Raw genomic sequence first — 24551 nt, 5'->3', positions numbered from 1 at the left:
TTTGTTACCACTACTTAATAAAAACGGCAAAATCTCCATTAGGAAGTTATTGATGATTGGGTATGACAAAATAATGTCACTGCACCAGAACCTAGTAATTAAAGTGCGATCGCTTCTTTCTCACCTTGTCAACAAAAGAGCGATCGCACTTGCTCCCAATTACTCCTGTCCAAGCAAGTTTGATGACCATCATGAGATCGCTTGCTTCTCACCTTGTCAACAAAAGAGCGATCGCTACTGCGCGATCTATTTACCTGAAATTCTGTAATTTTGGATAAGTTTGACTGATAAAAATCAGTTAAGCTGATAGCCAGCAGAGATTTTTACCAGTTTCTATCTAACACGTTACCTCATATCATAGCCAAACAAATTTGGATCTACTTCTCCTAACTGCAACTCTGCTAAACCATACTCCGCCCATCGTCTCTCTACCATCGCCGCCACATCTGGGTCAGATTCCAAAGGCGAACCCCATTCATGGTCTGTTTCCGGCGGAATCTTTGTAGTTGCATCAATTCCCATCCGTCCACCTAAGCCAATTTTCTCACTGGCAAAATCCAAGGTATCAAAAGGTGTATTCGGTAAAATAAAAACATCCCGCACTGGGTCAACTTTAGAACTAATCGCCCACACAACTTGACGCGGATCGCGAATATTTATGTCTTTATCCACAACAATTACAAATTTTGTGTATGTAAATTGTGGCAAAGCACTCCAAAACGCTAAAGCTGCCCGTCGTGCTTGCCCCGGATATGCTTTATCAATGGAAATAATCGCCGCTTTGTAACTCAAAGCTTCCATTGGTAGGAAGAAATCGACAATTTCTGATACTTGTTGCCGCAGTATGGGAGTATATATGCGATTTAGTGCGATCGCCATCATCGCTTCTTCTTTAGGTGGACGACCGCTAAATGTTGTTAAGTAAATTGGATTTTTCCGGTGCGTCATACACTCAAAGCGTACCAACGGCGAATCTTCCACGCCGCCGTAATAACCCATGTGGTCGCCAAAGGGACCATCTGGTAACACTTCCCCTGGTGTAATCGTTCCTTCCAAGACAAATTCCGAATCTGCGGGAACTTCCAAATCGACGGTTTTACACTTTGCTAACTGCACACCCGAACCGCCGTAGAGTCCAGCAAATAGCCATTCTGATAAATCTACAGGGATGGGTGTGGCAGCTGCCATAATAATTAGAGGATCTACACCAAGTGCGATCGCAACTTCTAATTTTTTCCCACGTTCGGCTGCTTTTCGCAAATGCCTTGCTCCACCCCGCACTGATAACCAGTGAACTGTCATCGTATTCTGAGATTGTAGTTGCAAGCGATACACACCTACATTTGGAGTACCCGTTTCACAATCTTTGGTAATTACTAGTCCTAGGGTGATAATCTTGCCAGCATCACCAATATAAGGACGTATCAAAGGTAACTTGTTTAAATCTAAATCATTACCTTGAAGCACAACTTGCTGACAAGCAGGGAAAAAGTCACGTCCTGGTTTCGCCTTCACCACATCAAACAGCACTTTTCCAAAATCTATCGCTTGGGAAATCTTCTTCGGCGGTTTTGGCTGTTGCAGCATACTTAGTTTTTTCCCCAGAGTTTCCAACTCCTCTGGATGCTGCATATTCATCGCCCAGCAAATCCTTTCCACAGTTCCCATCAAATTCACCGCCACCGGAAAGGAAGCGCCTTTGACGTTTTCAAACAACAATCCTGGACCACCTTTTTGCAGCATCCGGTTGGAAATCTCAGCAATTTCTAAATCTGGGTCAACTAAAGCTGAAATTCGCCGTAATTGTCCTCTTTCTTCCAAAATTTTAATGAATCCCCGCAAGTCTCTCGCCATTGTTCTGATAAAGCTGATTATTTAAGAAGTGTGAAGGGCTTTCTTATATTATGGGGCATTGGGCATTGGGAAATACTTTTCCGTGTGTGTCCCCATCTCCTCATTTGGCGAATTGTTGGTTTTAATTAGAAATTAACCTATTTAGTAACTTTTCTTAACTGTGTTTTTCAAAGGATTTAGTTATTGTATCTAGGGATACGCAATTATTTTTTACAAATAAGCGCTAACCTAATCAAACATGGCCAGAATATACTATAGTTTCCTGGCAGGCGGCCTTGTTATATCGCCCCTGCTAGGTTTATTTTTTACAAGCTTGGACTAGGATTGCTATAGGAATCATATTTGATTTCTGAAAAAATCTCGGTAGTCTTGTAGTGGACTCTCTAGGAAAATGTTGCAAAAAAATTGCTTTGTTGGGGAGCCACTGCGTTGCGGTGGTTTCCCGCGTTGGAGGCTTTGCCAAAGCCAACATCCTGATACCCAACATCCTGATATATGTTGGGTTGCGCTCCGCTCCACCCAACCTACGTCTACGTCTAATGCAGTATTTTAGCCTAGAGGGTCAACTACGTGCATTTCAAAAATCAAATACTAGTCCTATATATAGCGTTTCCTAATCACATGAGGTACATCTTAGCCCCCTCTCGAAGAGCGGGGAGGGGGTTGGGGGTGGGGTTCTTGTACCTCACTAAACCGAGAACCGCTATAAGTTGAGCAATGAATTTAATTAATCTTCAAGACTATTAATAAAAAATATTTTATAAGTAAGAATTTTTTATAACATTATTAAACTAAAAATCCTCCGCCTAAAAGGTATGAGATATTCAAGTAATAATGTTGACTTTACCAGTATCAATATCGTAACAAGCACCAACAATTTTTAGTTTACCTTCACGGAGCAATTTAGCTAAAATTGTTGAGTTTTCTTGCAATTTTTCAGTTTGATACTGAATGTTGGCTATAACTGCATCCTGCATATTATCACCCGTTCTGAACTTTATCCTTTCTAGAGATGGTTTGATACCCTCAATAATTAAACCAATTCTGCCAGGAAGTAGTTCGTTTTTGATTGCTTCTGCTACTGCACCGCATCTTCTATGACCCAAAACCACAATCAACTGCGAACCTAATACTGCTGTAGAATATTCGAGACTACCTATAACCGTGTCACTGACGACATTGCCAGCAACTCGCACGACAAATAAATCTCCAAGTCCTTGATCGAAGATGATTTCCGCAGGTACTCTGGAATCTGCACAGCCGAATATGGCGGCAAAGGGATACTGAGCTTTAGCAACTAATCGCAGATGTTCTAATGATTGATCGGGATATTGACGTTTTTGATGGATAAATCTTTGATTACCATCCAGCAACCTTCTGATGGCTTCATTTGGACTGATTGAATTAGGGTTTGGATGAATATCAGCAACAGCAGTTTGCTCTGGATTCCAAAAGCTATCACCAAAAACAGTAGCCGCAATACCTACAATACTGGCGAATTTTAAGAAATCACGTCGCCCGACAAATCCATTAATTCGACTCATTAATCTACCTGACAACAACAAAGCTGTTCCCAAGAAGATATCAGACTCAAGCAAAATGCAAGAGTACCTGATTACACGGTTTAAGAGTCATTTAATCTTCACGTAATTTAGAGTTGTTAGAATCCACTCTGCCTTAGGCTTATCGCTCTATTACCAATGGTGTTTGCTTCCTAATTCCGGGTGGCACAAACCTCTGTTATTACGTTCATTTTCAAAAGTAAGATTTGTGGCTGACTGAAATTGGCTCTCTAACTAATGATGTGCTTTTTCTAGTGAAATTTAAACTACTTCTGTTAATTTCTGAACTCAGGTTAGGCATCTCTTGCCAGCAGTGGCGGCAGAACCAGTAGGTTTCTTGTAAACGAATGTGACGAAGCATTTGGTTGGAACAGCAAGGGCAGTTTGTCATAGAATTGTTGTTTTATTAAAAAAGTTAAACACAAACAAGTAGTTCGCTCTTGGCTTAACTACCAACAGCTTTAATTTATAAACAGAAAATAAAGAACTAATAAAGAAATGAAAGTAGTTAACAAGTTTTAAAAAATCTCAACAAGCACTTAATTAGCCTAGGGTAGCCTGCACTTCGACTCTTCTCTACCAGAGTCTGCGTCAACGGCACTGACAATTCAGCAGCATCTGGAAAACCTCACTTCTATTTCTCTCTTCCTTTAAGGAGAGAGACTTTGAATTTTCCCCCTTCCCTAGGAGGGAAGGGGGTTAGGGGGTTAGGTTTTTGGTGGACTTTTCCACATAACGTGAAAAGTCAGGTCAACGGCTGTGGGGTGGGCGTCTCGCCCACCCCACAAGAAGTAGTTGAGTATTTTTTATAGGACTTACGCAAGAAACCTCTTAAACTCCTATTCCTCCCTGTACTCTGCGTCCTCTGTGGTTCGATTTTCCGTTACCAGTGCGTAAGTCCTGTTTTATTTGGAAGTCTCTAAGTAAAACCTTCCCTCTCCGAGTCGGAGAGGAACAGACTTGAACTAAAATTCAAGGCAGGGATAAGTTCGTTGAATTCAACGCACTAGTACGACACGGCGTAAATAAAGCAGCCATTTTAAATAGCCAGAAAGCCTACAAAATAAGCATTCTTTCTTTTTACTTTTGCCTTTTTACTTTTGCCTTCTTGTACTAGTTCCCCTAGAGTAATTACTTAACACCAGATAATAAGCCAAACCGAACTAACCCGCGCTCATAACCGCGACGCATCAACCCCAACGATAACGCCCCTTGAATGGTAGTCCAACCGGCATTGAGTAAGCCCCAAAGCGCTTGGGGAGTGAACGCCGAATCAATGACTACATTCCAAAAGGGGGCGACGGCGGTTGACCAATCGGCGGTGCGGATATTATGTAATGGTAGTTGAAGTGCGATCGCTTCATACTCTGGCAAAGAAATCACATAAGGCAAACAATACACCCGATAAATATCCTGCAAATGCTTCTCTTCATCCGCCGTCAGTGGTAACTTATCAGTCGGTCGATGACACCAAGTGACCATAATTAACTTGCCACCAGGTTTCAACACCCGATAACACTCCTGGAGAAACTTAGTTTTATCTGGCATGTGTTCACCACTTTCCAGCGACCAAACCAAATCAAAAGAATCGTCAGCAAAGGGCATCTCTTGAGCATTGGCTACCTGGAACTGAGTTTTAACACTCAAATTAGCTTCCATTGCGCGTTCCGTTGCTCTGGCAGCTTGTACAGGACTCAATGTAATCCCTGTAGCTTTAGCATTAAACTTTTCTGCCAGGTATAAAGAACTGCCACCAATGCCACAACCCACATCAAGAATATTTTCTGCTGCTTGTACCCCTGCCCAATTGAGCAGTTGTTCGATTAAATCAATTTGAGCTTGACGACGGTCTTTTTTCTGGCTACCATCAGCGCCGTAATAGCCGTGGTGCATGTGTTCGCCCCAAATCTGTTCCCACAGACCAGAGGAAGCATCGTAAAACTGCTGAATTTGCTGGTAAAGTGTTGCACTCATGAAAAAAGTAGTATTGAGAGATGTGACATTCAAAAAAAACATACTGGTGGTAGGCTACCATGTATGTTTTTAAATGAGGTCAGAATATTAATTTTGAATTTTGAATTATTTGTTATTGTCCACGACTCGTTGCAGTCGGCTGTGGTTCAACTGAGACAGGCACATTGCCAGGGTTTGCGGGCATTTCTGGTTGATTTGACATCTGTGGCTCAGGTGTTTGTACTACATTACTTGGAGTAGGTGTTTGACTGGTTTGAGGTTGCTGTTGTCCACTTTTCTGGGCAATTTGCTGCATTAGCTGCTCAATTTTTTGGGCTTGTTCAATGTTGCCTTGCTCACTATACTCGTTATGGGCACGTTTTAAGACTCCATTGGCTTTCTTGAACTCGCCCTGATTATATAAAGTGACTCCCAAGTTATAGTAAGCTGAAGCGTTTTTAGGATTTTGGCGAATAGCTTGCCGATAAGCAGAAATAGCCTCAGAAGTTTGCCCATGAATTGCCAGCAAACTTGCCATGTTGTTGTAGGCTGTGCCGTTTTTAGGATCTAGCTGCAAAGCTTGGCGATAAGTAGCGATCGCTGACTCTATTTTTCCTTGTTGTTGCAAGGCGATCGCTAGGTTAAAATAAGCATTGGCATTGCTGCTATCGAGATTAATCACTTTTTGGTATGCTGCGATCGCATCCTCAAGGTGTCCTTGTTCATACAGCAGCAAACCCAGATTATACAGCGCTCCTACCCTTGTGGAATCTATCACCAGGCTTTGGCGATAAGCCGTAATCGCGGCATCTTTTTCTCCTTGTCGGTGCAACACTAGCCCTAAGTTGTAATAAGCTTCGCTAAAATTAGGATTAACTCTAATGGCCTCTGTATATTCTTGCAAAGCTACATCCAGGCGGTTTTGCTCCATGAATATATTACCCAAATAATTTCGCGCCGCCCCAAGGTTAGGATCTCGTTCCAATGCTTGTCTAAAGGCATATTCCGCACCCTGTAAGTCTTTGCGGTTATAGCGCGTTACTCCTTCCTGGAAAAAGATCGCTGCTTGAAGATCCTGAGAAATTGCCGTTTCTGCCAGCAACTTGCTGACTGGGAAATTAGTAATTGTCGGTGCAACCAAGACCAAAAATGTAGAGAAAGCAAACAGAAATCTGAGAGGCGGCTTTTGCTGAACAGGGTTTCGGTGAGATGTAACCTTAAATAATCGATGAAACCACTGATGAGGTTGAGATTTTTTAGACATGAGTGACATAGCTGTACTTCTGCTTAAATGTTTATAAGTCAGAGTACCCACCACAGCATAAAAAATTACAAATCAAAAAATTAAGAATTCTTCATTTCGGGAGCATCCCACTTTTGTACACTCTTGTCATTGTTCAGTTGACTTGCCTACCGTAATTAGTGCGGTATTCTACAGGTTTTGTCATCTGGTAATAAACAAATTTAAACCAACTGCTCTTTTACTTTCACGCCATCTCTCTTGATTATATAAGCTGGAACACCGACAACAACACAATTACTGGGAATATCTTTGACTACAACTGCATTTGCTCCTACTATGACATGATCATTTATAGTGACGTTACCAATGACTTTTGCTCCTGAACTTATAGTTACATTGTTGCCAATTGTCGGAGGAAAATTATCTTTACTGTTATATCCTATTGTTACCTGTTGATTAATCCAGCAATTATCACCAATGCTTCTTGCATTTACTATAGTACTAAATCCATGTTGAATAAATAGCCCAGAACCAATACAATCGCAATATAAAAATAGGCTGGGACATTCTTTATAAAAGAATTTTATAAAATGCATGAGTACCAATCCCAGAAAGTTACCTTTTTTAATTCTGTAATAGTAAAGACTTCTAAATTCGGGATATTTATAAAGCAAATATAGCAAGTTAACCCAGTCAGAAGTATCACTTAACTCAACTATCTTTGCCCATCGTCTTACATCCACAAGAATCACCTCTTTCTTTGTAGTGACGATAAACAATATGAGCATCGGAGCATTCATGATCTGGATGATAATTTTGACCAATTTAATTGTGAAGTCACGCATAAAATTACTCCTGTGGGATATTAAAATTCTGTAAAAAAAGTAAAAGTTGCTGCTGTTCAGCAACGGGAGCATCCCAATGAGAGCTTAAATCTTTTCCCTCACCCCCAGCCCCTCTCCCATCTTTGGGAGAGGGGAGACATAATTCTAGTTCCCCGAATCCCATCTTTGGGAGAAGGGGTTAGGGGATGAGGGCTATCAAGGTTTTTGCACATTTGGGATGCTCCCTTCAGCAGCTCTAAACTAACATCAAGTCGAATATACCGAAATTGGTAATCTCATTTTCCTTGTTGACCAAAGTTTATAGCTTTTGATGACAGTTCAACCCCCATGAGCATTTCTAGAAAACTCACAAATAATGGCAGTAGACAGATTAAAACTTCAGCAAACCCTATTGCCCTCATGCCTGACTCAAAGCTCTTATAGCTTCGGGCAAAATTAGCATAGCATCACCGAATGAATAAAAGCGATACCTTGAAGCGATCGCTTCGTTGTATATATTCAATAATCGTTGTCTGCCAATTAGCGCACTTACCAACATCAGCAAACTGGAACGTGGCAGGTGAAAATTGGTAATTAAACCATCCACCACCCGCCATTGGTAGCCGGGATAAATAAACAAGTCTGTTTTACCGCATAATGGTTGTAAATTCCCAGATTGAGCCGCCCCTTCTAAAGCCCTTACTGCCGTTGTTCCCACCGCAATAATTCGACCGCCAGCTGCTTTTGTGGCGCGGATTTGCTCTACTGTGGCGGCGGGGACTTCAATCCATTCTTCATGCATCTGATGGGTAGTTACATCCTCCACTTCCACAGGGCGAAATGTGCCCACACCAACGTGTAGTGTGACAAAAGCTTGATTGATTTGGCGATCGCGCAACTTTTGTAATAATTCTGGGGTAAAGTGTAATCCTGCCGTCGGCGCTGCGATCGCACCTGGCTCTTTAGCATAAACTGTCTGATACTGCTCATCAGCAGCTTCTGAGGTAGTAATGTAGGGCGGTAGCGGAACTTCACCAAATACCTCTAACAGTTGCACCAAAGTCTTTCCCTCTGGCACATCAAATTGCAACAAACGCCCCCCGGTTGCTGCATCTGTTTCTAAAACCGTAGCCGTGAGTTGAGGATGGGGGACTGGGAACTGGGGACTAGGGACTAGGGAAGAATCTTCCCAATCCCCAATCCCTAATCCCCTTGCATCAAAAATAATCTTCGTTCCCTGTTTGAAGCTTTTTCCTGGCTTAACTAAAGCTAACCAGCAGTTATGCTGCCGTTCTTCCAACAGCAACACCTGAATTTTAGCACCAGTGGATTTATGACCATAAAGCCGCGCTGGAATGACTCTTGTATTGTTCATAACCAACAAATCACCAGAACGTAGCAGTGCAGGCAAATCATGGAAAATGTGGTGTAAGGGTGCTGTTTCGGTGCCTGTAGTGGGAGAATTAACTACCAGTAACCGCGAACTATCTCTAGGAACTGCTGGATTTTGGGCAATGAGTTCTGGAGGTAGTTTGTAGTCATAGCCAGCTACCGAGCAATCTAATTCCAAATCTTTTGCTTGTGGGGCAGAGGTGTCTTTCAAATTGGCTTCTACTAGTTTTTGCTTTATCTAGTATTTATACTCTCTCAAAAAAGCTGGTTTGAGTTTTCCCTTATAAAGGAACTTTAAGGCATCTTCGCTCAGTTTTGCTTCTAGGCTATAAGATTGTTACTATTAAGTAACACGGAAAACTTAATATAAAAATTGGGTAAACCTCCCCATCTAAAAACGGGGGCTTTTACCCTACCGGGAACAGGCACTGATTGACGAATATAGATATGTAGGATTGGCTTTGATCCCAAGCACCAACAAACATGGAATACTTGTACTATCTGGCAAATGCCAGTCTAACCCTGAGGGTCGTTCAACACCTCCACGCTAGACCCCAGACACCAGTTTCGTTCGTCACCGTAATTCATCAAATTGATGGCTGGGTGGTTAGGATCAAACTCAAAGGTCAAATCTCGCCCCAAGAAGATGGCGACTTTCGGGCTTTTCTAAATGAATTAGGAATCAGTTACGAACCGCCAATGAGGGTGCAAATGGCACTTTGGAGTTTGGAATCAGGACAGTGCCCTGTGGACGTGATGCGTCGTTATCAAGTAGCGATCGTTTCTCATGGTAGCCCAGAGAGAGACGAAATTGAAGCCTTCCGGCAACAGTTTGTCCGGGGCTTAGGCTACTGTCCAGAAACTTTGGCGTGATCCTATTTGGTTGTAACGCCACTAGAAAATTATTGGTCATTGGTAATGAAGATGTTTGATCCATTACCGATTAACCATTATCAATTAAAGAGTCGAAAGCTGCCAGAATGTATTCTTGCAGCTTCAACTTATATCCGGGTACTGATGAAGTAGCTAGACCTTCCTGGTTGGCTGTAACCCCAGTCAGATTTCGGGATATTTTTTGGCAGTAGACAATAGCAACATCAAATCTACAAGAATAATCTGCCTTTTCAGGGTACTGGGCTAAGAATATTCCAGCTGTGCGGCAGATTTTTGCTTGCTTTTGTGGGGTGATTGCGCTTCTTCCCCCTGCATCCCAACTACCTGAACTGCGGGTTTTGACTTCAACAAATGCTAATAATGAGTGCTGAGTAAGGTGTTTTTCCCCAGTTCGTCCATCATATTCAGCAATAATATCGATTTCTCCCCAGCGACTAGAAAAGCGACGATGGAGAATTATCCAACCTGTAGATTGCAACCATTGGGCTACTAGGTCTTCTCCTAATTCACCAATATCTTGATAATGCATATAAACTTTAGTATTATAGGCAACATTCACATCGTCGGATGAGCTTGAATTAGTATTCATCAAAATATTTTTAACTGATTTTTGCGCTAACATCTCCGACTCAAGGATAATGAGATGGAGGAGGGTTCGCCATTGGCTAAAAATAGCATGAATTCTAAGTTAAGCGCCCGAATTTGGGCAACGATACTCAGCTTATTGCTGTGGGGAATAGTTGGCATCACCGCAACCGTCGGTTTTGCTCCGACAGCTTTGGCACTGGAATATAATAAAGAAATTTTGGTTGAGGCTGATTTCTCAGGACGTGATTTAACAGACTCCAGCTTTACCAAAGCTAATCTTCGCCAGAGCAACTTCAGCCATGCTAATTTGAACGGTGTCAGCTTCTTTGCCGCAAATTTGGAGTCTGCAAATTTGGAGGGTTCTGACTTGAGAAATGCCACTTTAGACTCAGCCCGTTTAGTCAGAGCAAATTTGACAAATGCACTGTTGGAGGGTGCCTTTGCTGCTAATGCCAGATTTGATGGTGCAATCATTGATGGGGCAGATTTTACCGATACGCTGCTGCGTCCCGATGAGCAAAAAAAATTGTGCAAACTTGCCAAAGGGACTAATCCTATTACAGGACGAGATACCCGTGACACGTTGTTTTGTCCTTAGTATATTCTACCTGGGTATTGGGCATGGGGCATGGTTATTCTCCTTGTCTCCTATAGGACTCATATTTGATTATTGAAATATACGTAGGGGAGCCAGTCGTGTGGGCGGGTTTCCCGACTTGAGCGAACTGGCGTTGCGTTACGCCAAAGGCTAACGCACCACCTTCAACTTTTGGGTGCGTTAGGCTACGCCATAACACACCCTACATACTACTTAGATTTTTTCAGAAATCAAATCATATTCCTATAGTCCTTACTTAATAATATATCTTTGTGCATCTTGGGCGATCGCACCTTTCAATAACTTGATTTTCTACTTATCCTAACTGTTTATCTTATATTCGATACCATAAAAGCACACTAATCTAATTATTCTTTTGTCAATAGTAATTATTAGAATTATCAATAGTACTAATTGTTAATTCTTTGCAGAAATAGTATTTACTATAATTTAATACTTGCGATATCAACTTCTGCTTTGGTAAGTCAAATCAGGAAGAAATTTTCTGATATACAAATTTTAAAGTTAACAAGACTATCTTGCTGAAGATACTTTAAATTTACTTATCAATACCATTGAAATATCGCAATCAAGTTTGTCACCATTTCATATATAGATTGGGAGTTATTGTCATGGCAAAATATCTACTAGCTTCTGCTGGGGGAGTGGGCTTTTTATGGTTAATTGCTGGCTTATCACCAGTACAAGCTTTGCCTAATTTAGAGATTGAAAATAAAAATGTAGCAATTTCTCAAGATGTTGATAGCCATCAAAAAGTTGATTTTCATAAAGGCGATTTAGCCAATGCTATTTCTGATGAATTACCGATAGCTAATAAAAGCCAAAAAGATTTAGGGGTGGATTCTGCTAATAATTCTTTACAGACAATCACACCCCAATCTGCAAACTCATCTCAACCATCAGACAAACTTGCACAAGTAACATCCGTATCCCAATTGTCTGATGTACAGCCGACAGATTGGGCTTTTCAAGCACTACAATCTTTGGTTGAGCGCTATGGTTGTATCGCAGGTTATCCCAATGAAACTTATCGCGGTAATCGGGCGATGACTCGCTATGAATTTGCAGCTGGCTTAAATGCTTGTTTATCTCGAATCAATGAACTAATTGCGACTGCAACTGTTGATTTGGTCAAAAAAGAGGATTTAGCCACGTTGCAGAAACTGCAAGAACAATTTGCTGCGGAATTGGTAACATTACGGGGTCGAGTAGATGCTGTAGAAGAGCGCACAGCAAAACTAGAAGCAAATCAGTTTTCTACTACTACCAAACTCAATGGTGAAGTAATTATGGCTGGTATTGGTGCTACCGGTGGCGCTCCTAATAAGAGCGACCCGAACATCATGCTAGTAAATAGAGTGCGGTTAAATCTCACCACTAGCTTTACTGGTAAAGATTTATTAATTACTGGATTGCAAGCTTATAACTTTTTGGGTGGAGCCAATGGACAAGGTAGCCTGCAAGAAAGTTTAGGATTAGCTGCGCCGCTTTTAAGTGCGAGTAGCGCACGTACCAGTTTTGAGCCGCAATTTCCGGGGTTAAATGTCAATACTTTGTCGAGTGTTGGTGCAAACAGTGTTCAGCTTTACAAATTACTGTATATCTTTCCCGTCGCTAATAAATTAACCTTGTTTGCGGGAACTGCGGCGGAAACATCAGATGCTTTCCCAGCCATTACACCTTTTTATGGTGAAGGACAAGAGTCAATTTCTCGTTTTGGCGACTTGAATCCTGTGCTACGGGTTTCTGGTGGAACTTCGGGTACTGGTTTAGCATCGGCGGGGGGATTTATTTTTAACATTTCGCCAAGTTTGGATTTAAGAGCTTTATACGGCAGTGTAAATGCTAATTTACCCCAAAAATCTGCGACTGAGGCATTACCAGGAGTTTCTACTACACCTTTGGGTGCAGGTTTGTTTAGTGGTAGTAGTGTTGTAGCTGCACAGTTAACCTTGAAGCCAAATCGCGATCTTGATATTGGTCTCAATTATGCCCACAGTTATCACGAAATCAATATTTTGGGTACAGGATTAGTTAGTGATGATATCGGTGCTTTACCAGGGGTTGCGGCTGGGACACCAGTGGTGCTCAACTCCGTTGGGAGTACGGTAACATGGCGATTGTCTCCCAAGATAGCCTTGTCTGGTTATGGTGCCGCCTTGTTTGTTGATGCTTCTTCTAGTAGCGTCAATGCTTCCACCACCTTTACAAGTTGGATGGTGGGAGTTCACTTCCGAGATTTACTTAAGTCAGGGAACAATGCGGGGATTATTTTTGGCCAACCGCTTTACCGTACTGATGCTAGTGGTTCAGCTCAACTTGGTGACAATCGAGCGACTCCTTACCATTTAGAAGGGTATTATCGCGTTAAAGTCAGCGACAATATCAGCATCACTCCTGGTGCCTTTATTCTGTTTAACCCAGAAGGTGACAGCAGAAACGAAACCACAACTGTAGGTGTACTTCGTACTACTTTTACGTTTTAACAAAAAGGGGAAGTGGGCAATAGAAAGTAGGGGTTATTTTGTTAAATTTGCAAAAAGTTAGCGATCGCCACAGGTAATGGCAAAACAATTATAATCAACAAAGCCATTGCCATTAACCCCCAAATATCACGTCCGTTATCCAAGTCAGTCACATCATTCAGCGCCGGTTCGTCAACCAATGGCATAAATAACAAGATAATCGCCCACACCAAAAATTCTTCCCGAACTAAAGCCAGTAATAACAACAGTAGGCGGGCAATTTGACCAATGATCATTGCAGTTCGTTGTCCAAACATTGCATGAACAATATGACCTCCATCTAGTTGTCCCACAGGCATTAAATTTAAAGCTGTGACAATTAATCCCAGAAAACCTGCGACTGCAACTGGATGCAGGTCAATGGCTGATTTTGTGGTTAACAGACTTCCTAAAGCTAACTTCGAGAGTAGCGCCACTAAGATGGAATACTTGGGATTAAGGGCATCAGGATTCAAAACTCGGGTTTTTTCAGTTAGGGCAACCACATCAGAATGAGCCAAGCCCCATATTATTAAGGGTAAGGTAACAACAAAACCTGCAATTGGCCCAGCGATACTAATATCAAATAAAGCTTTGCGGTTGGGAATCGGACTACGCATCTGAATAAATGCGCCAAAAGTTCCCAAGAAAAAAGGCACGGGAATAAAGTAAGGCAAAGTCGAGCGAATATTGTAGAATTTAGCCGTCAAATAATGCCCAAGTTCATGAATGCCCAAAATAGTCATCAGTCCTAAGGCATAAGGTAATCCCTTGAATAGGACATCTGGGTTAGATAGAACTTTGAACAAAGAGTCAATTTTCCAGATCGGCGGTAGAGAAACACCAGCAATTTCCATACCTACCAAGGTAGTAGTTACCAAAGTAGCTGCAAGCAGTAGAAGCGCTAATCCTGGTCGAGTTAACTTTTCCTGGTCGCGTCGTGGTGTATTTTTGTCTTTAGCAGCTTGAGCGTTGGGAACCAACACAAAGAAAGGTTTGTCATCTAAACCTTCTTGAAAAATCAGCAAGAAGCGATCGCCAAATTGTGCTTCAATATTAGTCTTAATTTGCTGATAAGCATTGCTGGCTGTAGTTCGCAACTGACCACGACAAATCACAGATTGGGGTCGATACTCAATATTTTGAACATAATATACAGACCAAGGAAAACAATTTCGCAGTAGGGTTTCTTCCGTTGGTTCAATGGGACGCACTATTGGTTCTGGGGTAGGCTGGATAGTCGGTTGTGATTCTGAGGCTTGGGCTTGGGTCTGTGTATCTCTTGGTACTTCACGCCCCCATTGAAATAACAGCCAGTACAACACTGTACAAACAAATATCGACCAGATGATCGGTGCTGGCGGCGGCGGTTGTTTCGCCCCGGACATCAGCGTCCATCCACTCAACAGAAATGCTGGTGTCATTAAAACCAGCCACAACAACCAGACTGGTGTTCGGGTGATGTGAGCGACGCTGCGCTGCACCATTAGATAAGTAGCTAGCCCCAGCAGGAGAATAAACAGAAACCAAAATGCCATGTTATCTTCAGTAATTTTGACAAAACGCCCCGCCAGTAGCTTCAGCACCATAGCATTAGCTATAAGGCAGTCCTCAAATCCCAATTTTTTTCACAACGGTTAACAGGGTGCTGGGTATTGGGGACTGGGTACTGGGTACTGGGTAAAAAATTCTTTTAAGATTTGGTTGGCGTACCAATCTCCATTCAAATCTTCCCCAGTCCCTAGTCCCTAGTCCCTAGTCCCCAATCCCTATTCCCCATTTCAATTCTTGAGAATTTCCACACTGTAACCAGATTGTCCACAACTCTTGAGTTTCGGTTCTTTGCTCATGTGCCCTTTACCTCAACAACCAAGTCATATAACTAAACCGCCACGGGCTGTGTTCCCTAACGAAGTTCTTAGCGGAGGTTCTCTGCAATCGGACTTCGCACAAGAGAGCATTTTTGCTTTTCCACCCAATCGGGACACATTAGGGGGAACCTCTTATTTTATTGTAAGAAATGAAGGCAATATCCTCATAGATTGCCCAGATATAGACCAAACAAATCAAGATTTTTTGCGATCGCATGGAGGCGTGCGTTGGTTATTTATCACCCATAGAGGCGCGATTGGCAAGACTGCTGAAATTCAGCAAATCTTTGGCTGCGAGGTGCTGATTCAAGAGCAAGAAGCTTATTTATTACCAGGCTTAACCGTAACTACCTTTAGGCAGGAATTTACTCTTGATGCAGTAACACAAGTGATTTGGACACCAGGACATTCTCCTGGCTCATCTTGTCTGTACTACAGTGAACTTGGAGGTATATTGTTTTCTGGTCGCCATTTACTCTCTAACCCGCAGGGGGAATTAGTGCCATTACGGACAGCAAAAACCTTTCACTGGCCAAGGCAAATTCAGAGTCTTCAATTATTGTTAGAACGTTTTACACCAGAAAATCTTCGGTATATTTGTCCTGGAGCTAATACAGGTTTTCTCAGAGGTAAGCGATTTGTAGATCAAGCTTATCAACACCTCGCCTCTCTGGATTTACCAACTTTGCTACGGATACAGATCCTTTAGGGGAGAAGAATTAATAACCAATTCCCAATTCCCTAACGATCGCGGAAAATTGAGTTTTAATTCAGTTCTGGGTGTGGGTACAGAATTTATAATTGAAATTCCGGTATAATTTAATTATCGTAAATAAAAGGGTTTAAGACCCCTACCTCTACAGGTAGCGCGGATGGGAGAGGGATTTAGGGTAAGGGCGAAAACTACGGTTCTCAACTTAGATGAGGTTTAAGTGTGGTCATTTGCAAGAAGCACTTTGAAATTTCAGCAGGGGTGAAATTGCTAGTCTCTGCACTTGCTGATCAATACCATCTCCCTGAATAATCACCTGAAAACGTGACTGAATTGATTTCTGTATCTGCGGACAACCTAGAATAGGAGTCAGTTTTGTTAAAGAAAAGACAAATTCTGTGTTTAATTTATCTAAGGATGGTCGCAATGTTTGATTTAAGTCTGGCACGTTAGGAAAAGATTTAATACCTTGCTTTTGCCAGTTTTGAAAATCAACTTTTTGGATGAGCTTTCCTGCTTCTATTTGTGCTTCAAAAAATGCTGCAACTGTATCGGGTTCTAGACTATGGATTTTTGCTTGTTGTCTAACCCTTAATAGTAACTCTTGTTCGCGCTTTAGATCCTCAATAGGACGTTTATGATTCCATTTCCACCGAGCGACATCATGTGCAATTAGCAATCGCTGCTGGATCAATTTTAGTAATTTATCTACAACTAGTTGTTTATCTGCGATTGCAATAGCTTGAGGATTTGCTGATTTTACTGACCCAGAGTTCTGAACTGCAAAATATAATTTTAAGTTGGCAGCAATTACTGTACTACTGAAAAAAAGCCCAAAGAAAATTATGATGACAAACAACAGTGGATGCTTTCTGAAAAAACTTAAATTCATGTCAAAAAGTTTATATACCCTGCTACCTATCAATAAGTTCCACTAATTTGCTCGGAATACAGTATTTTAAATCTCAGATAAAATATCTCATAATTACTGACAAAAAGCAAGTTCAGCACAAAAAGCTGTTGCATGAATTATTCGGTCATTCCCAGTCTCTGACTGGGAACAAAGCAAACTCTTAACTCCTAACTTTTTAAGCCTTCCCCGCCACCACTGAGTTTTTAACCAAAAGTTCCACTGCTGCTTGATATTGCAGATCCGCTTCGGTACCAATCTGTTCACGGTTAATAGCTGGTTGGGAAATCACTTTATCCGGCTTAATACCTAGTTTGTTAATATCCCGATGTTGAGGAGTTTCATACTTAGCAATTGTCACCGCTAAACCTGAACCATCTGATAATTCAAATAAGGATTGAATTAAGCCCTTGCCAAAGGTGGTTTCGCCTACCAACTGGGCGCGAGCGTTATCTTGGAGTGCGCCGGCGAGAATCTCACTGGCACTGGCAGTTCCTTGATTCACCAAAATCACCAGAGGATCTTTGGTTAGGGCTGGTCCAAGGGCTGTAAAACTACCCTGAATGCCTTGTCGGTTAACAGTGTAGACAATAGTCCCGGAGTCTAACCACAGACGGGCAATTTCAATTCCTGATTGCAATAACCCCCCAGGATTATTTCGTAAATCCAGAATGTAGGCATCAGCGCCTTTTTTTTCTAAACTAGAAATAGCGTGTGCCAATTCTGTTGAAGCGTTGGCATTAAATTGTGTGAGGCGAAGGTAGCCAATAGGTGTACCCTCAGGGGAAACACGCAATTCTGAGACCACAGGGTTAAGAGCAATGCGATCGCGCGTTAGTCTAATTTCCATTTCTGCCTCTCCGTCGCGTTCAATCAGGAGAGTCACCAGGCTGCCACTCGGACCGCGCATTCTAGTTGCAGCTTCATCAAGGGTGAGATTTTTTGTGAAAACGCCCTCAATTTTGAGAATGCGATCGCGTGGTCTAATTCCCGCTTTATCTGCTGGTGAACCAGCAATAGGAGCCACTACTTCCAACTTCCCATTCTCAGGATTCAAGGCAATTTGTAATCCTACCCCAGTGAGTTCCCCAGAAGTATTGACCTGTAGGCTGCGGTACTGCTCTGGATCTAAAAAGCGGGTAAAAGGATCGTCAAGGCTCTTGAGCATCTTCCCAATTGCCGTATAAGCAGCATTTGAGTCTGTGATCTGCTTCTGGAGTGCCTTTTGCCTTACTGCTGCCCAGTTTTGATGATTAAACGTCTCATCTAGATAAGTGCGATTAACAATTCGCCAAACTTCCGAAACCAGCTTTTGTTCCGTCGTCAAAGCCAGCGCCGGCTGTGTCAGCGTACCCAACGCCAACCAAAACGCCATTAACAATGAAAATCCAACCCGAAAGACTTGTTTGTTCATGAACCCCATTATCAATTCCACCTCAACCCAAATTGCCTAGATAATGCCCAATTGCCCTGTTGTTGATGAAATCTATCTCTCGATTATGTTACTTTTTTTATAGAAGTGGTGCATTTTTCTCATCAAGTTGTTCAGTCAACTGATGCATCGTATCCACTCACCAAAGGATAAAATCTACTTTGTGTCCACCATTTTGTGTGTAGGGGCGTAAAGAGATCGCAATATATTCCATCTTTACAGAGTGTAAAGTTTCTGAAGTCTCTTAGCACGCCAAAAGCTAACAAGCAAACAAAACTCCCCTTTACTAAAATCCCAAACTTGCTAATTGGGAGAGAAGTCTGAGCGAAGGCTTTTGCCGATTCAGAACTTCGGGATTTATCAACCGCAACTGACTTTTAGGAACTTGAGATTGTATGGCCAACGTTTCCGACTGGTTTGAGGAACGCCTAGAAATTCAGGCGATCGCTGAAGATGTCACTAGTAAGTACGTCCCTCCCCACGTCAATATCTTTTACTGCCTGGGTGGAATTACCCTGGTTTGCTTTCTGATCCAGTTTGCCACTGGATTTGCGATGACGTTCTACTACAGGCCAACTGTGACTGAAGCTTTCTCCTCAGTGGAGTACATCATGAATGAAGTAAGTTTCGGTTGGCTAATTCGCTCCATTCATCGTTGGTCTGCCAGCATGATGGTGTTGATGATGATTTTGCACACCTTCCGGGTTTACCTGACTGGTGGTTTCAAAAAGCCCCGCGAATTAACCTGGATAAGTGGTGTCATCCTCGCTGTAATTACAGTTTCCTTTGGAGTCACCGGCTATTCTCTACCTTGGGATCAAATTGGCTACTGGGCTGTGAAAATCGTTAGTGGTGTACCAGAAGCAATCCCCGTGGTTGGTGTTCTGATTTCTGACCTACTGCGCGGCGGTTCGAGTGTTGGTCAAGCAACACTAACCCGTTACTACAGCGCACACACCTTTGTACTGCCTTGGTTGATTGCAGTCTTTATGCTGTTTCACTTCTTGATGATCCGCAAGCAAGGCATTTCCGGTCCCTTGTAATCTCAGCTATTAGCGAAAGGCAATATATGGCAGGAGGCAGGAGGCAGGAGGCAGGAAGTAGAAACTCTTTATATATGATTTTGAGTCCTGCATTTTGTACCTACCTCATTTACTTCCAAACTGCTGTATGTCAGTTTTCAGATGAGGTTGTTTGTTTTAAACTGATGAAACACCAGAAATTGATTGCACATAAGTTCCAAAAAACAAACACTTGTATCTGAAGCCTAAAGCTGTAGATAGCCTCCAGGCGGCTGACTGTAGAGAGACAAACGCTTTTACCGCCTGCTGGTTGCCTAGTAGCTGATAGCTTTCATAAATGCTTTAATTTAACTTAAGCAGGAGAGCACATTTCAAAATGTCAACACAAAAAAAACCTGACCTGAGCGATCCTCAGTTAAGAGCCAAACTCGCTAAAGGCATGGGTCACAACTACTATGGTGAACCCGCTTGGCCTAATGACCTACTTTACGTTTTTCCAATTGTGATCATGGGTTCCTTCGCTGCAATTGTGGCTCTAGCCGTGCTAGATCCCGCAATGACCGGCGAACCAGCAAATCCTTTCGCCACACCATTGGAAATTTTGCCGGAGTGGTATTTGTATCCAGTCTTCCAAATTTTGCGATCGCTTCCTAATAAACTTTTAGGAGTGTTAGCAATGGGTTCCGTACCAGTTGGGCTAATCCTCGTTCCCTTTATTGAGAACGTGAATAAGTTCCAAAATCCCTTCCGTCGCCCAGTTGCGACCACAGTATTCCTTTTTGGTACCCTTGTCACTCTGTGGCTGGGTATTGGCGCTGCTTTACCATTGGATAAATCTTTGACCTTGGGACTATTCTAAATTAGTCACCACAAAGCGCTTTGACGCCTGTAAGTTTCAAGAGCAGATGCAGATGTGCTTTTGAAAACAATCAACAGGCGTCAATTTTAATAATTCAGATTGCATCTTGGCATGGTCAACAAATACAACCATTTTTCACTTACTTAACGTAAGTTGCTAGTTACAACCCTCGAAATGCCAAAATCCCTCATGTTTTGTATTTTGGTACACAAAATATGTAAATTTAGATTTTTCTATGTCAGAGAAATTTTGCGAAGAGCGCAAAATTTCATAACTAGCAACTTGGGTTTACTTATATTCAAGTCACAGTTAATGTTTAGCATAGTGCAGCAAGAGCATCTGATGGTTAAGAGCGAACTCAGACTCTTAAACCAGGTGCAAGAATGGTTTGAGCAATTTTGTCTGCGACATTTATCTCAACTTGGCTGGTCAAAAACCCAACTTGATCGCCTCAATTTAGCATTAGCAGAAGGCTTTACCAACGCTGTACGTCACGCTCATCATGCTTTACCGCCGGAAACAACCATTGAGATTAACATTTATCTGTGGATTGACCGACTAGAGATTAGAATTTGGGATTATGGAAAACCTTTTAATCCTGATGCGATCGCAGAACCAGTCCCAGGTACTCTGCAAGTAGGCGGGTATGGATGGTTTCTCCTGAGGCGGTTGGCTGATCGTGTTGTATACGAACGTGGTGCAGATGGTAGAAATTGCCTGCTCATCGTCAAATACTCTGTAGAAGCACAAAAGTAAAAGTGAATTACCTACACTGTAGTGTTCCACAGGAAAAGTCAAGTCGCTTCTCTACGAGACGCTGCGCGAACGCTCCAATTAAAAATTATTAATTAAAAACTGCAATCATTGTTGGCTCTGAACCCACCACTGATAGCGTAGCGTTAGCGAGTCCGCAAGCGTCTTGTAGACCACTTAATCTTTGATTCATTGTTGGTTCTGTACCCCAAATTAATGAATTAAAAATTAATATTATTCTTAATTTTTAACTTTTAATTAAAAAAAGGTCAGTTTAGGCTTCCAATCTCTGCTTAAATATATGGTGATTTGATTAATAAAAGTATACTCCTTTTTCAAAATTATTTGAATAGGAGTAATATATTTTTTACGTAAAATTGCTTAGTTATTATGATTTCTTGTAAAATCTCAAAGAATATTTTTGTATAAAAAGAATTAGTGAATATAGTAGAGATAGCATTCGAGTTACACTAGCTCCCTTGTTAAGATTTGTCAGCAGTGTTGAGAGTCTTAATTTTTGTTCTCCAACAAGTGCCATTTAGTGGTTAAAGAGATAGAAGGAATGGGGAGAAAATTATGACTAAGACAGCCCTAATTACAGGAATTACTGGTCAAGATGGCTACTATCTCAGCCATTTGCTCCTCAACCGTGGTTATCGAGTTGTCGGACTAGTACCCCCCCATCGACAACCTAATTTAACAAAATTGGGAACACTAGCAAATCAGGTAGAAATTTTTACCGTTGACTTGAGGGATAATGCGGCCCTGTTGACCGCAGTTGAACAACTGCGTCCCCAAGAAATTTACAATTTAGCGGCTCCCAGTTTTGTACCCGACTCTTGGAACGATCCATTGGGAACCCTAGATTTGATCACTGGTACGGCTACCAGACTTTTGGAAGCAGTACGAAAAGTTGGTTTGTCTACTAGATTTTATCAAGCCAGCAGTTCAGAAATGTTTGGCGATGTATTTATTTCGCCTCAAGATGAAGAAACCCCTTTTCGTCCTAAAAATCCCTACGCTGCGGCTAAAATGCACGCCCACTGGACGATGGTGCATCACAGACAGCGCTATGGATTATTTGCCTGTAGCGGAATTTTATATAATCACGAGTCTCCTCTGCGCGCACCTCAGTTTGTCACCCGCAAAGTTTCTTTAGCAGCCGCCTCGATTAAATTGGGTTTAGCTGACACCTTAGAAATGGGTAATCTAGATGCCAAACGCGATTGGGGCTTTGCGGGAGATTACGCAGAAGCGATGTGGTTGATGTTGCAAGTTGATCAGCCAGAAGAATATGTAATTGGCACTGGGAAACTACATAGTGTTAGAGATTTAGTTGCTACAGCCTTTGAGTCTGTCGGATTGGATTGGACGCAGTATGTAGTCCTAAATACTAGCTTGTTGCGACAAGATGAGCATTTTCAACTAGTAGCTAACCCTAGTAAAGCGAAAAGAAACCTCGGCTGGGAACCCCAAGTGAGCTTTGAGCAACTTTTAGAAAAAATGGTAAAAACAGATTTAGAGCGGTTACAAACTGGTGCGATCGCGCCCTTACCGCGAGTGTAAATCTAATATGAGTATGATTACAGTGACAGAAAACCTCAAATTAGGTGATAAAGTTAACAAAAAAACTAACCATATCTTCGTGTTTTTAGAAATTTTTGCCCACGAAGGCGGTATTCAATCATATATAAAAGATATTTTTCGCGCCTATCTGGGATTGAGCCAAGACTATAAAGCAGAAGTCTTTTTGCTCCGAGATAGTCCTGATAGCTTAAATCCCTTTGAAGACGAGAACTTAAAATTTCATTACTTTAAAAATCAGTCTCCTGATTTGGGGAGACTGCAAATGGCAGCAGCCTTACTTAAGTGTCTATTGCAAAGCCGACCGCAGCAAGTTTTCTGCGGTCATATTAACTTAGCAGTATTAATCCAAACTCTTTGCCGTCCCTTGGGAATTCCTTACACCGTGCTAACTTACGGAAAAGAAGTCTGGGAACCACTGAAAAATCAAGAACTTCGCGCCCTGACATCAGCATCTGGAATTTGGACAATTAGCCGCTACAGCCGCGATCGCGCTTGTGTTGCCAATGGTCTAAACCCGAAAATGGTAGAGATGATGCCTTGTGCAATTGATGGGGATAAATTTACTCCTGGTTCCAAGCAGCCAAAATTAGTTGATAAGTATGGCTTAACTGGTGCTAAAGTATTAATGACAGTAGCGCGGTTATGGTCAGGGGATATTTACAAAGGTGTAGATGTGACGATTCGGGCATTACCACAAATCGCTCAAGTTTTCCCAGAAGTAAAATATTTGGTAATTGGTCGGGGTGATGATCAACCACGATTGGCACAGCTAGCTGCATATTTAGGTGTGAGCGATCGCGTTGTCTTTGCTGGTTTCGTGGCCACAGAAGAATTAATGTTCCATTACCGCCTTGCTGATGCCTATATTATGCCTTCGCAAGAAGGCTTTGGCATTGTTTATCTCGAAGCAATGGCTTGTGGAGTACCTGTATTATCTGGTGAGGACGATGGCTCTGCTGACCCTTTGCAAGATGGTAAACTGGGATGGCGAGTACCACACCGCAGTCCTGATGCTGTAGCCGCAGCTTGTATAGAAATGCTTCAAGGGGATGATCGGCGATGTGATGGACATTGGCTGCGAGAACAAGCGATCGCTCTGTTTGGCATAGATGCCTTTCAACAGCACTTGCAAAAAATGCTTCTATCCTCAGTAATCAAGTCCAAATAACTAATGATAAATGACTAAAATCGCTATCCTAGAAGGAGAGCAGGACGAAATTTAAAAAATGAGCTTTAAGTCATTTCAATTGAATCTTTTAAATCTCCGCCCTTGGCTTACCCTGCTGGCAGTTGTTTGGTTGCTAGCATCAGTGGGCTTGGGTTGGTTAGTTAATTCGTTGCTAATTATTTTCGGATTGGTGTTGTTGGCACCCATTGTGGCTTTTTTTGGCTTTCGTTGGTGGCTGCAACGCAACTTGATTGCTGATCAGTGTCCCGTCTGTGGATACCAATTTACAGGTTTAAATAACAGTCAATTGCAGTGTCCTAACTGTGGAGAGTCATTGTTAGTACAAAATAGTAATTTTCAGCGCTTGACACCAGAAGGCACAATTGATGTCACTGCTGTCGAAGTTCCAGCCCAATCACTGGAAGATTAGTCATTGGTCATTAGTCATTAGTCATTAAGCTGATGTGGAGCTAAATTGTATAACACGAAAACGTAAAATTATTGTAGTGCGGGCAACATGAGCGCATCACAGATACAAATTAAATACGTAACAGCTTAGTAACTGACTAATGACTAATTCTTGACATTTGAACATAAAGTTATTTTCTCAAATAGTCAAATATTTATGCTGGGAAAAACTTGAAATAAAGTATTAAAGTTCTATTAATTATTCACAAACAATATAGCAGTTTAACCTCTGAAGAATGCCCAACGCCCAATGCCCACTTGCCCTGAGCGGAGCCGTACCACTTCGTGGAAGCAAGCTACGCGTAGCGTCTCGTAGAGAAGGGATGCCCAATGCCC

General features: G+C 42.0%; 21 protein-coding genes. 11 read left to right on the top strand and 10 right to left on the bottom strand.

The window, feature by feature from the left end:
* Positions 1-73: 73 nt before the first annotated feature.
* The gene (locus V7K97_RS01360; protein WP_334798906.1) at positions 74-268 is read left to right on the top strand and encodes a hypothetical protein; all 195 of its coding nucleotides are present in this window, start codon (positions 74-76) and stop codon (positions 266-268) included.
* A gap of 77 nt (positions 269-345) precedes the next feature.
* Here the strand turns inward: V7K97_RS01360 and V7K97_RS01355 are convergent, their stop codons facing one another.
* From V7K97_RS01355 to queA, 6 genes are all read right to left on the bottom strand, one after another.
* Entirely contained in the window at positions 346-1854 is a 1509-nt protein-coding gene (locus V7K97_RS01355; RefSeq protein ID WP_334798905.1) for a UbiD family decarboxylase, read from the bottom strand.
* A gap of 824 nt (positions 1855-2678) precedes the next feature.
* Positions 2679-3398: a carbonic anhydrase gene (locus tag V7K97_RS01350; protein WP_334798904.1), complete on the bottom strand. Its 720-nt coding sequence runs from the start codon at positions 3396-3398 to the stop codon at positions 2679-2681.
* Between the two features lie 1149 nt (positions 3399-4547).
* Complete coding sequence (locus V7K97_RS01345) at positions 4548-5390, bottom strand: methyltransferase domain-containing protein (protein WP_334798903.1); 843 nt, start codon at positions 5388-5390, stop codon at positions 4548-4550.
* Positions 5391-5502: 112 nt separating this feature from the next.
* Complete coding sequence (locus V7K97_RS01340) at positions 5503-6633, bottom strand: tetratricopeptide repeat protein (protein WP_334798902.1); 1131 nt, start codon at positions 6631-6633, stop codon at positions 5503-5505.
* A 200-nt stretch (positions 6634-6833) separates the two neighbouring features.
* Entirely contained in the window at positions 6834-7457 is a 624-nt protein-coding gene (locus tag V7K97_RS01335) for a serine O-acetyltransferase (RefSeq protein WP_334798901.1), read from the bottom strand.
* A 397-nt stretch (positions 7458-7854) separates the two neighbouring features.
* Complete coding sequence (gene queA, locus V7K97_RS01330; protein WP_442938891.1) at positions 7855-9039, bottom strand: tRNA preQ1(34) S-adenosylmethionine ribosyltransferase-isomerase QueA; 1185 nt, start codon at positions 9037-9039, stop codon at positions 7855-7857.
* 272 nt (positions 9040-9311) lie between these two features.
* On the opposite strand from queA, the gene V7K97_RS01325 reads away from it, so the two are divergent.
* Positions 9312-9701 (top strand): hypothetical protein, encoded by a 390-nt coding sequence (locus V7K97_RS01325; protein ID WP_334798900.1) that lies wholly within the window; start codon positions 9312-9314, stop codon positions 9699-9701.
* Between the two features lie 70 nt (positions 9702-9771).
* Here the strand turns inward: V7K97_RS01325 and V7K97_RS01320 are convergent, their stop codons facing one another.
* A complete protein-coding gene (locus tag V7K97_RS01320; RefSeq protein ID WP_334798927.1) occupies positions 9772-10251 on the bottom strand; it encodes a YraN family protein in 480 nt (159 codons plus the stop codon).
* A gap of 147 nt (positions 10252-10398) precedes the next feature.
* On the opposite strand from V7K97_RS01320, the gene V7K97_RS01315 reads away from it, so the two are divergent.
* Together V7K97_RS01315 and V7K97_RS01310 are read left to right on the top strand one after the other, a co-directional pair.
* Complete coding sequence (locus tag V7K97_RS01315; RefSeq protein ID WP_334798899.1) at positions 10399-10908, top strand: pentapeptide repeat-containing protein; 510 nt, start codon at positions 10399-10401, stop codon at positions 10906-10908.
* Positions 10909-11540: 632 nt separating this feature from the next.
* A complete protein-coding gene (locus V7K97_RS01310) occupies positions 11541-13415 on the top strand; it encodes an iron uptake porin (protein ID WP_334798898.1) in 1875 nt (624 codons plus the stop codon).
* Positions 13416-13456: 41 nt separating this feature from the next.
* On the opposite strand, the gene V7K97_RS01305 is transcribed toward V7K97_RS01310, so the two are convergent.
* Positions 13457-14971 carry a site-2 protease family protein gene (locus V7K97_RS01305; RefSeq protein ID WP_334798926.1) on the bottom strand — a complete coding sequence of 505 codons (1515 nt, stop codon included), beginning with the start codon at positions 14969-14971 and terminating at the stop codon, positions 13457-13459.
* 310 nt (positions 14972-15281) lie between these two features.
* Here V7K97_RS01305 and V7K97_RS01300 point away from each other — a divergent pair, with 310 nt between their 5' ends.
* Entirely contained in the window at positions 15282-16013 is a 732-nt protein-coding gene (locus V7K97_RS01300; RefSeq protein ID WP_334798897.1) for an MBL fold metallo-hydrolase, read from the top strand.
* Positions 16014-16242: 229 nt separating this feature from the next.
* Here V7K97_RS01300 and aroQ read toward each other — a convergent pair whose 3' ends face one another.
* Entirely contained in the window at positions 16243-16908 is a 666-nt protein-coding gene (aroQ, locus tag V7K97_RS01295) for a gamma subclass chorismate mutase AroQ (RefSeq protein ID WP_334798896.1), read from the bottom strand.
* A gap of 196 nt (positions 16909-17104) precedes the next feature.
* Complete coding sequence (ctpA, locus tag V7K97_RS01290) at positions 17105-18349, bottom strand: carboxyl-terminal processing protease CtpA (protein WP_334798895.1); 1245 nt, start codon at positions 18347-18349, stop codon at positions 17105-17107.
* A gap of 404 nt (positions 18350-18753) precedes the next feature.
* Between ctpA and petB the strand changes: the two genes are divergently transcribed.
* From petB to V7K97_RS01260, 6 genes are all read left to right on the top strand, one after another.
* On the top strand, positions 18754-19401 hold the full coding sequence (gene petB / locus V7K97_RS01285; protein WP_334798894.1) for a cytochrome b6: 648 nt from the start codon (positions 18754-18756) through the stop codon (positions 19399-19401).
* A gap of 355 nt (positions 19402-19756) precedes the next feature.
* Complete coding sequence (gene petD / locus V7K97_RS01280; RefSeq protein WP_069068452.1) at positions 19757-20239, top strand: cytochrome b6-f complex subunit IV; 483 nt, start codon at positions 19757-19759, stop codon at positions 20237-20239.
* A 312-nt stretch (positions 20240-20551) separates the two neighbouring features.
* Positions 20552-20995, top strand: coding sequence for an ATP-binding protein (locus V7K97_RS01275; protein ID WP_334798893.1), 444 nt, complete (start codon positions 20552-20554; stop codon positions 20993-20995).
* 573 nt (positions 20996-21568) lie between these two features.
* Entirely contained in the window at positions 21569-22558 is a 990-nt protein-coding gene (locus tag V7K97_RS01270; protein ID WP_334798892.1) for a GDP-mannose 4,6-dehydratase, read from the top strand.
* A 7-nt stretch (positions 22559-22565) separates the two neighbouring features.
* Positions 22566-23747 (top strand): glycosyltransferase family 4 protein, encoded by a 1182-nt coding sequence (locus V7K97_RS01265; RefSeq protein WP_334798891.1) that lies wholly within the window; start codon positions 22566-22568, stop codon positions 23745-23747.
* Positions 23748-23805: 58 nt separating this feature from the next.
* On the top strand, positions 23806-24177 hold the full coding sequence (locus tag V7K97_RS01260; protein WP_334798890.1) for a hypothetical protein: 372 nt from the start codon (positions 23806-23808) through the stop codon (positions 24175-24177).
* Positions 24178-24551 lie beyond the last annotated feature (374 nt).

Source organism: Nostoc sp. (assembly GCF_036917815.1).
Taxonomy (GTDB): domain Bacteria; phylum Cyanobacteriota; class Cyanobacteriia; order Cyanobacteriales; family Nostocaceae; genus Nostoc.
The sequence above is the reverse complement of the archived record's forward strand: the minus strand, read 5'-3'. Positions and strand labels throughout refer to the sequence as shown.

Bases quoted from the DNA above. Each gene is read 5' to 3' on its own strand.
- V7K97_RS01360 (WP_334798906.1), top strand. From the start codon at position 74: ATGTCACTGCACCAGAACCTAGTAATTAAAGTGCGATCGCTTCTTTCT.
- V7K97_RS01335 (WP_334798901.1), bottom strand. From the start codon at position 7,457: ATGCGTGACTTCACAATTAAATTGGTCAAAATTATCATCCAGATCATG.
- V7K97_RS01265 (WP_334798891.1), top strand. From the start codon at position 22,566: ATGAGTATGATTACAGTGACAGAAAACCTCAAATTAGGTGATAAAGTT.
- petB (WP_334798894.1), top strand. From the start codon at position 18,754: ATGGCCAACGTTTCCGACTGGTTTGAGGAACGCCTAGAAATTCAGGCG.
- V7K97_RS01310 (WP_334798898.1), top strand. From the start codon at position 11,541: ATGGCAAAATATCTACTAGCTTCTGCTGGGGGAGTGGGCTTTTTATGG.
- V7K97_RS01315 (WP_334798899.1), top strand. From the start codon at position 10,399: ATGAATTCTAAGTTAAGCGCCCGAATTTGGGCAACGATACTCAGCTTA.
- V7K97_RS01300 (WP_334798897.1), top strand. From the start codon at position 15,282: ATGTGCCCTTTACCTCAACAACCAAGTCATATAACTAAACCGCCACGG.
- petD (WP_069068452.1), top strand. From the start codon at position 19,757: ATGTCAACACAAAAAAAACCTGACCTGAGCGATCCTCAGTTAAGAGCC.
- ctpA (WP_334798895.1), bottom strand. From the start codon at position 18,349: ATGGGGTTCATGAACAAACAAGTCTTTCGGGTTGGATTTTCATTGTTA.
- V7K97_RS01350 (WP_334798904.1), bottom strand. From the start codon at position 3,398: ATGAGTCGAATTAATGGATTTGTCGGGCGACGTGATTTCTTAAAATTC.
- aroQ (WP_334798896.1), bottom strand. From the start codon at position 16,908: ATGAATTTAAGTTTTTTCAGAAAGCATCCACTGTTGTTTGTCATCATA.
- V7K97_RS01325 (WP_334798900.1), top strand. From the start codon at position 9,312: ATGGAATACTTGTACTATCTGGCAAATGCCAGTCTAACCCTGAGGGTC.
- V7K97_RS01270 (WP_334798892.1), top strand. From the start codon at position 21,569: ATGACTAAGACAGCCCTAATTACAGGAATTACTGGTCAAGATGGCTAC.
- V7K97_RS01345 (WP_334798903.1), bottom strand. From the start codon at position 5,390: ATGAGTGCAACACTTTACCAGCAAATTCAGCAGTTTTACGATGCTTCC.
- V7K97_RS01305 (WP_334798926.1), bottom strand. From the start codon at position 14,971: ATGGCATTTTGGTTTCTGTTTATTCTCCTGCTGGGGCTAGCTACTTAT.
- V7K97_RS01355 (WP_334798905.1), bottom strand. From the start codon at position 1,854: ATGGCGAGAGACTTGCGGGGATTCATTAAAATTTTGGAAGAAAGAGGA.
- V7K97_RS01275 (WP_334798893.1), top strand. From the start codon at position 20,552: ATGTTTAGCATAGTGCAGCAAGAGCATCTGATGGTTAAGAGCGAACTC.
- V7K97_RS01320 (WP_334798927.1), bottom strand. From the start codon at position 10,251: ATGCATTATCAAGATATTGGTGAATTAGGAGAAGACCTAGTAGCCCAA.
- V7K97_RS01260 (WP_334798890.1), top strand. From the start codon at position 23,806: ATGAGCTTTAAGTCATTTCAATTGAATCTTTTAAATCTCCGCCCTTGG.
- V7K97_RS01340 (WP_334798902.1), bottom strand. From the start codon at position 6,633: ATGTCTAAAAAATCTCAACCTCATCAGTGGTTTCATCGATTATTTAAG.